Origin of the sequence: Neobacillus oceani, from assembly GCF_046237595.1 — a bacterium.
GTDB lineage: Bacteria > Bacillota > Bacilli > Bacillales > Cytobacillaceae > Bacillus_D > Bacillus_D oceani.
On the sequence record NZ_CP143543.1, the window covers coordinates 3021490 to 3035572 of the forward strand.

Here is a 14083-nt window from a genome sequence, read left to right on the forward strand (position 1 = left end):
CTATTTAAGAGCCGATACCATTTTCATGACTAGCGTTGCCGAATGGAGGGCCGCTTTATGAAGGAACTGGTCAAAGGAGACATTCGATTCCTTGCCCGCGATATCAGAAAGGGAACGGATAATGACAAACGGCACATTGAATTGATGGGCAACCTGGGCAATCGCGGCTGCTTCCATTTCAACCGCCTGCAATCCCGTGAACTTTGTCCTTACAAATTCAACTCTTACCGGATCCTCCATAAAAGAATCACCTGTCGCAATCATCCCTTTGACGATCTGGATATCTTCAATTTCAGCCGCTGCGGCTTCAGCAATTGCAACAAGCTTTTCATCCGCTATAAATGCTGGAGGAAGCTCAGGAACCTGTCCATATTCATAGCCAAATGCAGTAACATCGACATCATGGTGGCGAACCTCGGTCGAAATAACTGCGTCGCCAACTTCAAGGGAAGGATCGAACCCTCCCGCCGAACCCGTGTTGATGACGCAGTCAGGTTTGAATCTTTCCAATAGGATGGCGGTCGACATCGCCGCATTCACCTTCCCAATGCCGGAACGAAGAAGGATGACGTCCACCCCATCCATTTTGCCTAAAGTAAATTCACAGCCTGCGATGACCTCGCGGGTTTTCCCTTCGATATTGTTCCTTAATAACGCGACTTCCTGCTCCATCGCTCCAATAATGGCAATTTTCATCATGAAACCTCTCTTTTTCTAAGTTTTTTCACCTTCCATCAACCAGACAAAGTCATTGCATCTGGAAAAGCTGGCCCGAAAGCCGTTCTCTTCCAGAATCGCCCTTAGGACAGGAATGGTTGTGTAATATTCCCGTTCAAGGTCTGCAGCCAGGTTATGGAAGCCATTTTCTTTCGCCTTATCGATAGCGCCTTTGTACGCCTCGGCAGATTCATACATTGTATCCGCAAATACTATTTTACCACCGTTCGGCAAAAGTTTTCCATAAAGGGCTACAGCCTCCCGTTTTTCCTCGTCGGTCAGATGGTGGAAGGCATAGGTGCTTACGAGAGTAAAGGGGTTTTCAACCTCGGGGAACGTCAGGAAATCTCCATCAAGGATTGTTGCTCTTCCAGAAAGTTTTGACTCCGCTATTTTCCTCATTGCAGGGGAGGGTTCGATTCCGGTTACCTTTAGCCCTCTATCCAGCAGCCTGCTCGTCAAATTCCCGGTGCCGACCCCGAATTCGATGACGTGCCCGATCGAACGGTCCGCCACTGTATCCAGGATCCTGCTGTAATGCCTGAATACTTCCTCATACTCCTTATCATGGCCTTCAACACTTTCGTCATAGGATTCCGCCCAAACCTCGAATAAATCAAGAAATTCCCTGCCCATTTATATGCACGCTCCATATGTTTTAAATTTTAAACACATAATTCCTATTGATATACTATGAATTAAAACGAACCTTGTTCCCAATTTACCATATCCTCTCCAATTCTTCAACAGCCGAATTGCGACTTTTCCATTGTAGGGCTAAAATAGAAGAGACTAAACAAGGGGAGGGATTCCGGTGAATCTGCAGTTTGACCTGATTGAGGATAAAATTGAATTTTTTGAGGCGGCTGATCTGAAAACCCTTGAAAAGAAGATAGCCTCGCAGATTGAAGTGAACAAGGCGATTATGCTGCGTGTCCATTCGGTTTCACACCAAATGCATGTGAATGAAGAAGGAAAATCGTATTTCTCTGCCGCGGTGCATTTTAAGCTAAAAAAATAGCAAGGGCATTCATCAGCCCCTGCTATTATTATTTTTTATCGTTTTCATACAATTCTTCGACTTTAACAGGCTTATAGCCTTCACCATCAACCCATTCGATATATACCCGGTAAGCCTGGTCGCTACCTTTCGCCGTTACCGTTCCAATTGCCCCGCCTTCTTTGCTCTTGTCCCTTTCAAGCCACCATGTTGTCATATTGTTCTTGTCCGTACCGATGGCATAGGCGAGCGCCGTGTGCATTTCATCCCAATCTGGGGAACTGCTGTCGACAACTACTTGATGGTCGCCGGTCTGGCTTGTGCCAACAGGCTTCCAATCCTGATTTTCAATCGTCCTTTTTACATTCGGGGAGCTTCCGCCCTCTGTTATGACGGGCTCACCCTCTTCATCGCCAGTATCCTCATCTGTTTCGCTTTCATCATCATCCTGGCTCTTATCATCCGTCCCATCGCCATGGGTGGAGTCCTGGCCCCCACTTTCCCCATTGTTCCCGCTGTTTTTATCCGGACTGCCCGCCTTTTGTCCAGCTTGCGTTTTGTCCGGATTCTTCGGCGCGGCATCATCATTTCCCGCAAAGATGGAAAATCCAACAACCAGAATAAGAAGAATAACAATTGCAATTAAGCTATTTAAAATGATATTGGTCTTTTTTCTTTTCTCTCGGTATCGCAAACGCGATCTATTTGAATATTCATCCATTGACTAGGCCTCCCTAAGAAAGATTGACATTATTCTATCATGAGATGCAGGAAAGATGAAAGATATAACCTTTTCCTAATCAAGCTGGTTCAGGCTATGCAAATAGTTTACCATATCGGCGAAAAGGGGATTTACGCCTCCTTCGTTTTCATTAACATCGAGGTTGACAGTAACGAGGGCATATTTCGGTTTCCCGTACGGAAAATACCCTGCAAACCATTTATTATGCAATTGGTCATTCCCGAAATACTTTCCGGTTTCCGCTGTTCCGGATTTCCCGGCGACCTCAAAAGGGAGGGATGAAAACCATCTGCCTGTCCCTTCGCGATTTACCACCACATTTCTCAGCAACTGCTGCAGCGTGCGGGCCGTTTCCGGTGACACCGTCTTCCCGCCTATCTCCGTTTGCGGAAATTCAAACATCGTTGTCCCGTTTTTGTATTCAATCGCCGAAACAGCCCGAACATGCTGTTTTTCACCGTTCCTGGCGATGGTCGCCATCATATTTGCCACTGCCAACGGTGTCGCCCTGACTTCTTTTTGGCCAATACCGGTAAGCGAAACGAAATTGTCGTCCTCCCGCTCGCTTTCTTTTAAAAAAACACGCCCGCTCTCCTCACCCTCCAGCTGTCGGAAATGTGAAAAATGAAATACATTCCCTTCCCATCCCGCTCCGCCTGTAAGGGAAAGCATGGATGCGTACTCCTCGATCAAGCCGGGGTTGATAGCCTTCAGCTCTCTTGCAAGTTTCGCAAATGTGTAATTGCAGCTAATCGCAAAGCTCTCTGAAAAATTCCTCATTCCATACTTATGATTCGGATCGGGCTGCCCATTCACTTTCCTGCTGCAATCGAAAAGCCTTGATGATTCGCCAAGACCATTTTCAATGGCGGCTGCGGCAATCACAGTTTTAAAAACAGATCCCATAATTTGTTCCTTCAGCATCACATTTTCAAGTCCGCCATTGCCAAAGGGGTTGCCGGGTTTTGCGGCGGGACGTGAGACAAGCGCGAGAATGCTGTTAGTCTCAATATCCAGCAGGGCAATGCCGCCTTTTTTTATACCATGGCTGTCAACAAGCTGTTCCGCCTTCTTTTGAATCTCAAGGTCAATGGTCGTACGAATATTGGCCGGATAAAATTGATTTCGCTCCGCTCTCATTTTAACATTCGCGCCAAACAAGGGATTTCCCTTGCCATCGACATGGTAGACAAGGCTTGCATCACCCTCACCTATTAAAAAGGGATCGAAACTCTTTTCAAGGCCGGATACGCCGATTGGAGTCCTGGGGGAAAGACGGTTGTCCGGATAGCGCTTCCTCGCTTCACGCTCATTTTCTCCCACGATGCCGAGCAGCTGTCTTCCCGGGATAAATTCATCCGGTATTTTCCGTTCGACGGCAAAAACCCCGGGTATTTTCAATGCATTGATTTCGATAACTTCGTTTGTCGATAATTGGATGGGGGTGGGAGTCCCAAATACGAACGGCTTTTTTGCCTGTTTAACGCTATCTAGCAAATCCTGCGCGGGTAACCCAACAATCTGGGCAACCTCCTCTGCTCCCCATTCCATGTTTTTTAAAAAAGGAAATAAAATTAGGACGGGAATTGTCTTTTGGCCAATGGGGTTGCCGTTCCGGTCAAGGATGTCCCCCCTCCCATTATCCAACGGGGCTATTTGGGCCCTTTGCCTGACACTTTCTTCAACCAGGTTGATATGCCGGTTCGAAAAACTCTCAGGCTGAACCAGTTGAATTTGAGCCAGGCGGCAAAGCAACAGAAAAATACTGAAAATAGACAGGATTCCGACTGCCAAAATACGTTTTCTCCTCATAAAAAAAACACCTCGTCAAAAGCTTTGACGAGATGCCTTTATTTCAAACACATATTCAATCCTATTTAATCGATGTAATTTTGACGGTCATTTCCCCGCCCGGTGTTTGGACGGATACAGTATCGCCAACTTTTTTGCCCATCAGGCTTTTGGCAATCGGCGAGTCATTGGAAATTTTCCCTTCAAACGGGTCGGCTTCCGCGCTGCCCACAATCGTATACGTTTCTTCGTCCCCATCAGGCAGCTCCACGAATGTAACGCTCCTGCCAAGTGTCACAGAATCGCCGGCGATATCACTTTCATCGATGATTTTAGCGTTCCTGATCATATTTTCAAGTGTGGTGATCCGCCCTTCTACAAATGCCTGCTCTTCCTTCGCGGAATCATATTCCGAGTTCTCGGACAAGTCGCCGAAACTGCGGGCAATTTTAATGCGTTCCACAACTTCTTTGCGCTTGACTGTTTTTAAGTGTTCAAGCTCCTGAATCAATTTATCTTTACCAGCCTGGGTCATTGGAAATACTTTCTCTGTTGCCAATGTGTTCACTCCTTCTATTCTGTGCAATCATACTTTTCTTTTTTCATATGTAAGGAGAGGATTCCCGCTCCTATAAAAGGAGGCCAGCCTGTACAAGGCCGCCTCTCCATTTGCCCGGGGAACAGAGCACGGCGGTGGAGTTTGGAAAAATCCATCCACACTCCCAAAGCCTGCCGGACCTGGTTACCCGGAAATAAATTTCCATTTAACTATTTCTATGCTATTGTTTCATAAAATAGACTTTTGTTCAAGAATAGTTTGAATTTTTGTTACCATTAAATCAATCGCAACATGATTGTGACCGCCTTCTGGTATAATGACGTCCGCATAGCGCTTTGTCGGCTCGATAAACTGATTATGCATCGGCCTTACAACGTTAACATATTGGTCGATTACCGATTCCACTGTTCTTCCCCGTTCCCTTATATCACGCTGCAGCCTCCTCAAAATCCGGATATCCGCATCAGTATCGACAAACAGCTTGATATCCATCAAGTTGCGGAGACGTTCATCCTCAAGGATGAGGATTCCTTCAAGAATAATGACATCCTTTGGCTCGACATGGATGACTTTTTTCGATCTTGTGTGCAGTGAATAATCATAGACCGGCTTTTCAATCGGCTCCCTGCGGAGGAGCATTTGTAAATGCTCAATCAACAAGTCATTGTCAAAAGCAAGCGGGTGGTCATAGTTTGTTTTAAGGCGTTCTTCAAATGGAATGTTGCTTTGGTCTTTGTAGTAATAGTCCTGTTCGATCATCAGAATTGAATGGCCCTTGAAGCTGTCAAAAATCGCTTTTGTAACGGACGTTTTGCCCGATCCGGACCCTCCGGCCACCCCGATGACAACTGGTTTGCGTTCCATGCTAGTTCTCCTTCCGCATCATGTTGTTCGGGTATACTTGCCTGTCCAGCTGGAATTTAACGATTTGCAATGGATGGCGGGCGGCGTCAAGCTCGTTCCCATTCTCATCCCAAATCTTTTCAATCACAGCGTTGAAATTTTCAATTTCGGGGCCGAAAAATTCAACTTCATCACCTGGCTTGAAAAAATTCCGCTGCTGCAGGGTCACAATTTTGGACTCGTTGTCATAATCAAGGACAAGGCCGGCAAAATCGAATCTTGTCTTTTTGCTATGATTGCCAAACATTTGCTCTTTATACCCTGGCACGCCTTCAAAGAATGCTGGAGCCGTCTCCCTGTTGGCGCACTTGTCCAGCTCCTCGATCCATTCCTGCTTAATCGAGAAGTTATCCGGATCGGCGCAGTACGCATCAATCACTTTACGGTATACACTTACGACAGTCGCAATATAATGGATTGATTTCATCCTGCCTTCTATTTTTAGGCTGTCAATACCAAGTTCAATCATTTTCGGGATGGATTCAAGAAGGTTTAAATCCTTTGGGCTCATGGCAAAAGGCGCATCTTCCGCGCCATATAGAGGCTTTTCCCCTTTTCCTTCGAGCCTATACAAATCATAATCCCACCGGCATGATTGGCAGCATCCACCCCTGTTCGAATCCCTGGCGGTCATATGGTTGCTAAGTGTGCAACGGCCTGAATACGCTATGCACATTGCCCCATGGATGAACGTTTCAATTTCAATATCCACTTTTTCCTTCATCTCGCGAATCTCTTCCGCGCTCGTTTCCCGGGCAAGGACAACGCGTTCAAGCCCTTCTTCCTTCCAAAACTGGACAGCCTTCCAGTTTGATAGGGATTGCTGGGTGCTGAGATGCACTTCAACGCCCGGTGCCACCCTGCGGCATGTTTCGATGATGAGGGGATCTGCCACGATAATGCCGGCTACGCCCGCCTCTTTAAGGCCCATGAGGTATTCTTCAAGGCCATCAATGTTTTCGTTATGGGCGAAGATATTCGTTGTTACATATATTTTCGCGCCATATTTTTTAGCGAATTCCACGCCTTCCTTCATTTCCTCAAAAGTGAAATTATCCGCATTGGAACGGAGGCCGTATTCCTGGCCGCCGATAAAGACTGCATCCGCTCCATAATGGACGGCGACTTTCAGCTTTTCAAGGTTCCCGGCTGGGGCAAGGAGCTCGGGTTTTTTGACAATTACGCGCTTGCCATCAATAATTTCTGATATTCTATCCTTCACCGCGCTCACGGCCAACTACCTCCTTTTAATAAACCGTTTCCTTAAAGAAGAATCCGGTATCAAGCGGCCTCGACGGTGGCTGGATTTCCTCGATTCTTTCCAGAAGTTCGCCTTTGGCGTCTTCATACTTATCCGGATCTTCAAAAAAGAGGTCTATCGCCTTCCTATAAAGGCGTGTCACCTCGACAATATAGTCGGGGGATTTCAAAATCCCATCTATTTTAAAAGAGTCAACTCCGGCATCCATCATGTCCTGCAGCTCATCAATGATGCAAATATCATTCGGGCTCATAATATGAGTCCCATTTGAGTCTTCAAAAATCGGATACTTGTTACCGCGCTCTTCGTCATGGAGGAACATGTCCTTTTCAAGCCTGCGATTTTCAATCTCCATCTCCTTGCCTTGATAAAGGAAATAATTGCCCAGCAATGACCGCTTTGATTGGAACATGCAGCTCATCCCATGTACTTGAACCTCGATTTCCACTTCAGCTTTTTCCTTTATTTCAACAATTGCATCCATATTGATTTCCCGTGCGAGAACAGCCCGTTTGGCGCCTTTCCTGCCCCAATAATTGCATGTGTACCAGTTCGTTGCAGTCGTTTCGGTATTCCAGTGGAGCTTCATAGTCGGCGCGGCTTCACGGGCAGCCATCAAAACAGCCGGATCCCCGAAAACCACCGCATCCGCCCCGGCATCTTTGGCAAAAGCAAGGTAATCCGTTAATTCTTCCACTTTGTCATTATGGAAAATGGCGTTCATCGACACATACACTTTCTTCCCTTTTGAATGGCCAAGCCTGATCGCTTCCTTGACATCTTCACGGCTGAACTCGCCCGCGAGCCTAAGGGCGTACCTTTCTTCGCCAACAATAAAGGCATCCGCCCCGGCATCCGCCAGCGGCACTATATCCTCGATGCTTGTCGGTGTTACAAGCAATTCCGGTTTCTTCATTTCCTTCACCTCTTTTTATAGCTGACCGCCACTCCGTCGCCAACAGGGAAAATCGTTGTCACATAGTCCTCAAGCCCTGTAAGCCAAACATTATAGCCATGTATTTTGCGTGCAAGTTTCCCAAGCCTTCCGTTCTCCGCTTCACTTTCGTATACAAGCCCTTTGAATAGAACATTATCCGTAATCATGATTCCTCCTGCCCGGAGAAACGGCTCATAAAGGGAAAAGAAATTTTGGTACTGTCCCTTGGCTGCATCTATGAAAATCGCATCAAATGGCGCGAAGGATTCCACTTCGCCGGCGGCTTCGAGGGCATCGCCAAATAGTAATTCGACCTGGCCGGATGCGCCGGCGGCCTCTACATTTTTCCGGGCAACACTGTACCGCTCCTCGTCCCGTTCAATCGTGATGATTGTCGCATCAGGAAGGGCATCCGCCATTCGGAGGGCCGAATAGCCGATGGCAGTCCCAATTTCAAGTATTCTTTTCGGGTTATGGACCCTCAATATTTGGAGGAGAGCTTCCATGCCCGCCGGCTCCATGATTGGAACATGGTGTTCCCTCGCATATTCCTCCATTTCAGCGAATAAACCTTTCCGACGAGGGAGCAGGCTTTCTAAATACATTTGCAGCTTTTCATCCAACACATTTACCACTCCGAAGTTTATGGCATGTACTTCTTTAAACATGAAAAAATAGCGTTCACAGCAAGAAGCATAACGGGTATGCATCCGGCGAGGCCGGCTTGCCGTATAGGACGCTATTGTTTATTTTCAAGGGGATCCGCCCCTCTTTCCTGTCACGTAATTCTTCTTGAAAGGGGCTTGGCCCCTTATATATATAAAACACTTGAACAATTTTACCACAAAAAACGGGGAAAATCCACGTTTTTTCCCCGTCTTGCCTTAATTGTTATTCGTAATATATTTGGCCTTTAATCGGTTATGTTCCTGAAGTGTTTTTGAAAAATGGACTTGCCCGTCTTTTGAAGCAAGGAAATAATAAAAATCTGTATCCTCAGGATTCAGAGCCGCCTCGATCGACATTTTACCCGCATTGGCGATTGGTCCTGGCGGCATTCCCGCATATTTATACGTGTTGTACGGAGAATCGACCTCGAGATCCTTATAAAGGACCCGATCCTTATGTTTTCCTTGCGCATACAGTACAGTCGGGTCAGTCTGCAGCGGCATTCCCGCCTCAATCCTGTTAAAGAAAACACTTGAAATTTTGTGGCGGTCCGCCTTTTCAGTTGCCTCTTCCTCAATAAGGGAAGCCATCGTCAAAAGCTTATGGGCTGTATATTCCTTTTCCTTCATAAGTTTCGAATAAGGGGACAGCATAGCTTTTGTCTTATCAAGCATTTCATAAACCAGCTCATCGACCGAGGTATTTTCCTTTGTAATTGGATATGTTGCCGGAAAAAGATAGCCTTCGAGCGGATATTTAATTTTTTCTCCAAGAATTTCATTCGTCAGCAAGTCGGGGTATTTTTTCATAAGGTTATTGACGAATTCACGGTCATTAAGCCTTTGGAGTACCTCTTCTTGGGTTTGTCCAGTTACCTTTGCCATCAAGCCCGCGATTTCAGCAAGCTGTTTCCCTTCCGGTACAGTCAGCCTGTGCTTTTCCTTTAAGACCACTTTGCCGGTTTTCAGGCTTTTGGTGATTTCGGGGATGGTCATTGATGGCGTCATTTTATAATCGCCGGCCATGAAACCCGACTCATTGTTAAACTTTACATAATACTTGAAAATTCGGGCATTTTTAATAATCCCATTCTTTTCAAGTGTCTCGGCAATCCCCGAAACCGAGGAACCAATGGGAATGGCAACTTCCTTGATTTCATTGCTGGACGGGTCTACAGGCTCGAGGGCCGACTTAACATACAAATAACCTCCGCCACCGATTAAGCCAACGAGTATAATGAATGCAAGCGAAATCGATAGGACAATTTTCCTGACAATTTTCGCTTCGCTCTGGTGCTCGATCATTTTTTTGCGGATTAAATCCTTTTTTGTATTTTTTGAATCAGCAGACATTCTGCTTCCCCCTCCTGTTTGCGACAGGACCTGCCTTCCACTATGAATTGGTCACTGCATTTTGCCTATTATACACTACTTTAATAAAAAACTACCGTCTCCATTTCAGCACAAGTTGTTTTTCTTGTCAATTTCACCCGCCAAGGTTGTATCCTGGAGGTGATTCCTGCAGATTTTCTTTCTGTTGATTTCCACGTGTCGTTTACCAAAAATCAAAAAAAAGAGGAGCCGGCAAGCCGGCCCCAACCTTTTATTAGTCTTCGTGATCTTCTTGCTCATCAAGGAATGTGTTCAATACTTCCTCAATCATGTCCCACTCTTCATCCGTTTCGATTGGCAACAGATCGCCGGCTTTTCCTTCGGCGCCCGGGATAAAAGAGGAAGCATGGATCTCTATTTCCTCATCGTCGCTGTCATCCGCCCCTGCAGCATAGTATAGCACGTAGGATTTTTCGAATTCCTCTGATTCAAATGTATAAAGGATTTCGTATAATTGTTCATTGCCGTTTTCGTCTACTACTACAATCTGGTTATCTCCGTGTTCCATGTTCTTCACCCTTCACTTTTTACTATCTAGATATCCTTGCAAGATCATCGTGGCAGCCATCTTATCAATGACTTTTTTACGCTTTTTCCGGCTCACATCCGCCTCGAGTAAAACGCGTTCCGCGGCCATCGTGCTAAGGCGCTCGTCCCAAAGGACGGTTGGCACGGAAAAGAGTCTTTCAACTTCTTCCGCATAGCGCTTGCTCGCTTCAGCCCGCGGGCCAATCGTTCCATTCATATTTTTCGGTAGGCCAATGACTACCTGCTCGACGCCATACTCTTTTAGTAATTGACCTAAACGCTCAAAACCAAACTCATTTTTTTCCTCATCGATCTTAATTGTTTCCAGACCTTGCGCGGTCCATCCGAATTCATCGCTGAGGGCGACGCCGACCGTTTTTGAGCCGACGTCCAGTCCCAAAATCCGCATATCAGCCTCCGCGCTTTTGCTTCAAATAAAATTTAACAAGCACTTCAATGATTTCATCCCGCTCAAGTTTCCTGATGATGTTGCGGGCATCCTTATGGCGCGGGATGTATGCAGGGTCGCCCGACAGAAGATAGCCGACTATCTGATTGATTGGGTTGTACCCTTTTTCCTGAAGCGCTTCGTGCACTTGGAAAAGGACTTCGTCTACATCATGTTCAAATGGCTCTTCAGGAAAATTGAATCTCATCGTCTTGTCCAATGAGCTCATATGCATGCACCTCGCCTTTGGAAATAGGATGTAATATGTTTATTCTACACTAATTGCCATGATTATCAAATTGATTTAACCCATTCCTCCGCATACTGGAGAGCGCCATCAAGTTTCGACGGATCTTTTCCTCCTGCCTGCGCCATGTCAGGGCGCCCGCCTCCGCTGCCTCCGCACCTTGAGGCAACTTCTTTTACAAGCTTGCCAGCATGGTAACCCTTGCCGATAAGATCTTCCGTCACAGCGGCGATGAGGTTGACCTTGCCTTCATTCGTGCTGCCAAGGACAATAATTGCCGAACCTAGCTTCTGCTTCAGGTCATCGGCCATACCGCGAAGCCCTGCCATATCCTGCCCCTGGACGCTCGCTGAAAGAAGTGTTACCCCGTTTACTTCCTTCGCCTTGGATGAAAGGTTGCCAGCTTCGATATTGGCCAACTTTGCGGACAGGGATTCATTTTCGCGCTGAAGGTGTTTCATTTCAGACAATAGGCCGTCAATCCTTGAAGAAATATCTTTCGGATTTGCTTTGAGCTTTTCAGCGGCTTCTTTTAAAAGATCAACCTGGCTGTTCAGCAGCGTGTAAGCTCCCTCGCCGGTAACGGCCTCAATCCTTCTGATCCCCGCGCCGATGCCGCTCTCCGCAGCTATTTTGAACAGTCCGATGACAGACGTATTCGGAACGTGGCAGCCGCCGCACAATTCAAGGCTATAGTCGCCCACTTTTACAACGCGGACAATGTCCCCGTATTTTTCACCGAACAGCGCCATCGCCCCCATTGCTTTTGCTTCAGCAATCGGCTTAAGCGAGATATCAACCGAAATGTTCTGCCAAATTTTTTCGTTGACGATTTTTTCAACTTGCTCGAGTTCCTCTGGCTTAACCTGGCCGAAATGTGAGAAGTCAAAACGTAGGCGGTCCGCTTCAACTAGTGAACCTGCCTGGTTGACGTGCGTTCCAAGAACATCCTTCAATGCCTGGTGCAGGAGGTGGGTGGCAGTGTGGTTTTTGATGATTTTCTCCCTGTTTTCCCTGTTCACCGCGGCAACTACACGTTGGCCCTTCTTCAGTTTGCCTTCTTCAACGATGGCACGGTGGAGGTTCTGGCCATTTGGCGCTTTCTTAACATCCTTTACGAATACCTTTACCCCATCGCCAATTACATATCCCTGGTCGGCAATCTGTCCGCCGCTCTCAGCATAGAATGGCGTTTTATCGAGAATAAATTGGACTTCTTCCCCGGCTGATGCCTCTTCAGTGAGTTCACCGTCTTTCACGATAGCCAAAACAGTAGACTGCGTTTCAAGCTCTTCATAGCCGACAAAGTCGCTTTCGTCTATAATTTCACCAAGAACCCCGCTCTGAACCTGCATCGACTCCACATCCTGCCTTGCTGAGCGCGCGCGTTCCCTCTGTGCTTCCATTTCTTGCTCAAAACCGTTATGGTCAACGGTCATTCCGCTCTCTTCCGCGTACTCTTCCGTCAGTTCAACCGGGAATCCGTATGTGTCATACAGCCTGAATACATCAGCTCCCGAAATGACCGAACTGCCTTTTTCTTTTTCTTTTTTCATAACGGATTCAAGGATGGCAAGGCCTTCATGAAGGGTTTCATGGAAGCGTTCCTCTTCATTTTTTATTACCTTTTGAATAAATTCCTGTTTATCCTTCACTTCAGGATAGAAATCGTGCATAATTTCCCCGACAACAGGAACGAGTTCATACATGAACGGCCGGTTGATGCCGATTTGCTTCGCGTACCTGACTGCGCGCCGGAGAAGCCGCCTAAGGACATAGCCACGACCTTCATTTGATGGGAGCGCGCCGTCGCCAACGGCAAACGAAACAGTCCGGATATGGTCTGCGATAACCTTGAATGCCACATCGGTTTCTTTGTTTTCGCCATATTTTGCTCCGGAAATTTCCTCGGTCGACCTGATGATCGGGATGAACAGGTCTGTATCGAAGTTGGTTGGAACATTTTGGACAACCGAAGCCATCCGCTCAAGCCCCATCCCGGTATCAATATTTTTCTTCGGAAGCGGAGTATACGTTCCATCGGGATTGTGGTTGAATTGCGAGAACACAAGGTTCCAAACTTCGAGATAACGGTCGTTTTCCCCGCCTGGGAATAGCTCCGGATCATTTGAGTCATCGCCGTACTCCGGTCCCCTGTCATAGAAGATTTCCGTATTTGGTCCGCTTGGGCCTTCGCCGATATCCCAGAAATTCCCCTCCAGGCGAATGATCCGCTCTTCAGGAATCCCAATCTTCTTATTCCAATACTCATACGCTTCATGGTCTTCCGGATGAACGGTTACAGACAATTTTTCCGGGTCAAAACCAATCCATTTTTCCGAAGTGAGGAACTCCCAGGCCCACTCGATCGCTTCTTCCTTAAAATACTCGCCAATTGAAAAGTTTCCGAGCATTTCAAAGAACGTGTGGTGGCGCGCCGTTTTTCCGACGTTCTCAATATCATTCGTTCGGATTGACTTCTGGGCATTTGTGATTCTTGGATTATCCGGTATGACACGCCCATCGAAGTATTTCTTCAGCGTCGCAACGCCGCTGTTGATCCATAGAAGCGATGGGTCGTCATGAGGAACAAGCGATGCGCTTGGCTCCACGTGATGGTTTTTTTCCTGGAAAAAGTCCAAAAACATTTTCCTAATTTGAGAACCTGTTAGTTGTTTCATTGCAATGCCTCCTTAAAATTTTTAAATGAACACAAAAAAGCCCTCATCCCTGGACAGGGACGAGAGCTTGCCTCGCGGTACCACCCTGATTATGGGCGCAAAATTCCACCCATCTCTCAATGCTGCCTTAACGCGGCATAACGGCAGTGGTTAGCTGCACTCAGGATTAGCCTTCTGCCATCGTTCACCCCGGGCCTCTTCCAGCCAAG

General features: G+C 46.9%; 15 protein-coding genes. 1 reads left to right on the forward strand and 14 read right to left on the reverse strand.

All coding sequences use genetic code 11. The features are described from left to right. Both mtnN and V1499_RS15320 read right to left on the reverse strand, forming a co-directional pair. On the reverse strand, positions 1–696 hold the full coding sequence (mtnN, locus tag V1499_RS15315) for a 5'-methylthioadenosine/S-adenosylhomocysteine nucleosidase (protein ID WP_409276310.1): 696 nt from the start codon (positions 694–696) through the stop codon (positions 1–3). An 18-nt stretch (positions 697–714) separates the two neighbouring features. After that, a complete protein-coding gene (locus tag V1499_RS15320) occupies positions 715–1353 on the reverse strand; it encodes a class I SAM-dependent DNA methyltransferase (protein WP_409270749.1) in 639 nt (212 codons plus the stop codon). A 178-nt stretch (positions 1354–1531) separates the two neighbouring features. Here V1499_RS15320 and V1499_RS15325 point away from each other — a divergent pair, with 178 nt between their 5' ends. Beyond that, positions 1532–1738 carry a DUF2536 family protein gene (locus tag V1499_RS15325; RefSeq protein WP_316571921.1) on the forward strand — a complete coding sequence of 69 codons (207 nt, stop codon included), beginning with the start codon at positions 1532–1534 and terminating at the stop codon, positions 1736–1738. Positions 1739–1766: 28 nt separating this feature from the next. On the opposite strand, the gene V1499_RS15330 is transcribed toward V1499_RS15325, so the two are convergent. The 12 genes from V1499_RS15330 to alaS all read right to left on the reverse strand — a co-directional run bounded on the left by V1499_RS15330 (position 1767) and on the right by alaS (position 13874). Then, positions 1767–2438 carry a YrrS family protein gene (locus V1499_RS15330; protein ID WP_409270750.1) on the reverse strand — a complete coding sequence of 224 codons (672 nt, stop codon included), beginning with the start codon at positions 2436–2438 and terminating at the stop codon, positions 1767–1769. A gap of 75 nt (positions 2439–2513) precedes the next feature. Next, positions 2514–4271: a peptidoglycan D,D-transpeptidase FtsI family protein gene (locus V1499_RS15335; RefSeq protein WP_409270751.1), complete on the reverse strand. Its 1758-nt coding sequence runs from the start codon at positions 4269–4271 to the stop codon at positions 2514–2516. 61 nt (positions 4272–4332) lie between these two features. Next, positions 4333–4809 (reverse strand): transcription elongation factor GreA, encoded by a 477-nt coding sequence (gene greA / locus V1499_RS15340; protein WP_409270752.1) that lies wholly within the window; start codon positions 4807–4809, stop codon positions 4333–4335. Positions 4810–5037: 228 nt separating this feature from the next. Further along, entirely contained in the window at positions 5038–5673 is a 636-nt protein-coding gene (udk, locus tag V1499_RS15345) for a uridine kinase (RefSeq protein ID WP_409270753.1), read from the reverse strand. 1 nt (position 5674) lies between these two features. Beyond that, positions 5675–6943, reverse strand: coding sequence for a peptidase U32 family protein (locus V1499_RS15350; RefSeq protein ID WP_409270754.1), 1269 nt, complete (start codon positions 6941–6943; stop codon positions 5675–5677). A gap of 16 nt (positions 6944–6959) precedes the next feature. Then, complete coding sequence (locus V1499_RS15355) at positions 6960–7889, reverse strand: peptidase U32 family protein (protein ID WP_409270755.1); 930 nt, start codon at positions 7887–7889, stop codon at positions 6960–6962. A gap of 5 nt (positions 7890–7894) precedes the next feature. Next, entirely contained in the window at positions 7895–8536 is a 642-nt protein-coding gene (locus tag V1499_RS15360; protein WP_409270756.1) for an O-methyltransferase, read from the reverse strand. Between the two features lie 258 nt (positions 8537–8794). Then, a complete protein-coding gene (gene mltG / locus V1499_RS15365; RefSeq protein ID WP_409270757.1) occupies positions 8795–9931 on the reverse strand; it encodes an endolytic transglycosylase MltG in 1137 nt (378 codons plus the stop codon). Between the two features lie 253 nt (positions 9932–10184). After that, positions 10185–10478 (reverse strand): DUF1292 domain-containing protein, encoded by a 294-nt coding sequence (locus tag V1499_RS15370; RefSeq protein WP_409270758.1) that lies wholly within the window; start codon positions 10476–10478, stop codon positions 10185–10187. Between the two features lie 12 nt (positions 10479–10490). Continuing rightward, positions 10491–10907 carry a Holliday junction resolvase RuvX gene (ruvX, locus tag V1499_RS15375; RefSeq protein WP_409270759.1) on the reverse strand — a complete coding sequence of 139 codons (417 nt, stop codon included), beginning with the start codon at positions 10905–10907 and terminating at the stop codon, positions 10491–10493. 1 nt (position 10908) lies between these two features. Further along, positions 10909–11175, reverse strand: a complete 267-nt coding sequence (locus V1499_RS15380; protein WP_048825694.1) for an IreB family regulatory phosphoprotein — start codon at positions 11173–11175, stop codon at positions 10909–10911. Between the two features lie 65 nt (positions 11176–11240). Beyond that, on the reverse strand, positions 11241–13874 hold the full coding sequence (gene alaS, locus V1499_RS15385; RefSeq protein WP_409270760.1) for an alanine--tRNA ligase: 2634 nt from the start codon (positions 13872–13874) through the stop codon (positions 11241–11243). Positions 13875–14083: the final 209 nt, after the last annotated feature.

Bases quoted from the DNA above. Each gene is read 5' to 3' on its own strand.
- V1499_RS15335 (WP_409270751.1), bottom strand. From the start codon at position 4,271: ATGAGGAGAAAACGTATTTTGGCAGTCGGAATCCTGTCTATTTTCAGT.
- mtnN (WP_409276310.1), bottom strand. From the start codon at position 696: ATGAAAATTGCCATTATTGGAGCGATGGAGCAGGAAGTCGCGTTATTA.
- ruvX (WP_409270759.1), bottom strand. From the start codon at position 10,907: ATGCGGATTTTGGGACTGGACGTCGGCTCAAAAACGGTCGGCGTCGCC.
- V1499_RS15370 (WP_409270758.1), bottom strand. From the start codon at position 10,478: ATGGAACACGGAGATAACCAGATTGTAGTAGTAGACGAAAACGGCAAT.
- udk (WP_409270753.1), bottom strand. From the start codon at position 5,673: ATGGAACGCAAACCAGTTGTCATCGGGGTGGCCGGAGGGTCCGGATCG.
- V1499_RS15320 (WP_409270749.1), bottom strand. From the start codon at position 1,353: ATGGGCAGGGAATTTCTTGATTTATTCGAGGTTTGGGCGGAATCCTAT.
- mltG (WP_409270757.1), bottom strand. From the start codon at position 9,931: ATGTCTGCTGATTCAAAAAATACAAAAAAGGATTTAATCCGCAAAAAA.
- V1499_RS15330 (WP_409270750.1), bottom strand. From the start codon at position 2,438: ATGGATGAATATTCAAATAGATCGCGTTTGCGATACCGAGAGAAAAGA.
- V1499_RS15355 (WP_409270755.1), bottom strand. From the start codon at position 7,889: ATGAAGAAACCGGAATTGCTTGTAACACCGACAAGCATCGAGGATATA.
- V1499_RS15380 (WP_048825694.1), bottom strand. From the start codon at position 11,175: ATGAGCTCATTGGACAAGACGATGAGATTCAATTTTCCTGAAGAGCCA.
- alaS (WP_409270760.1), bottom strand. From the start codon at position 13,874: ATGAAACAACTAACAGGTTCTCAAATTAGGAAAATGTTTTTGGACTTT.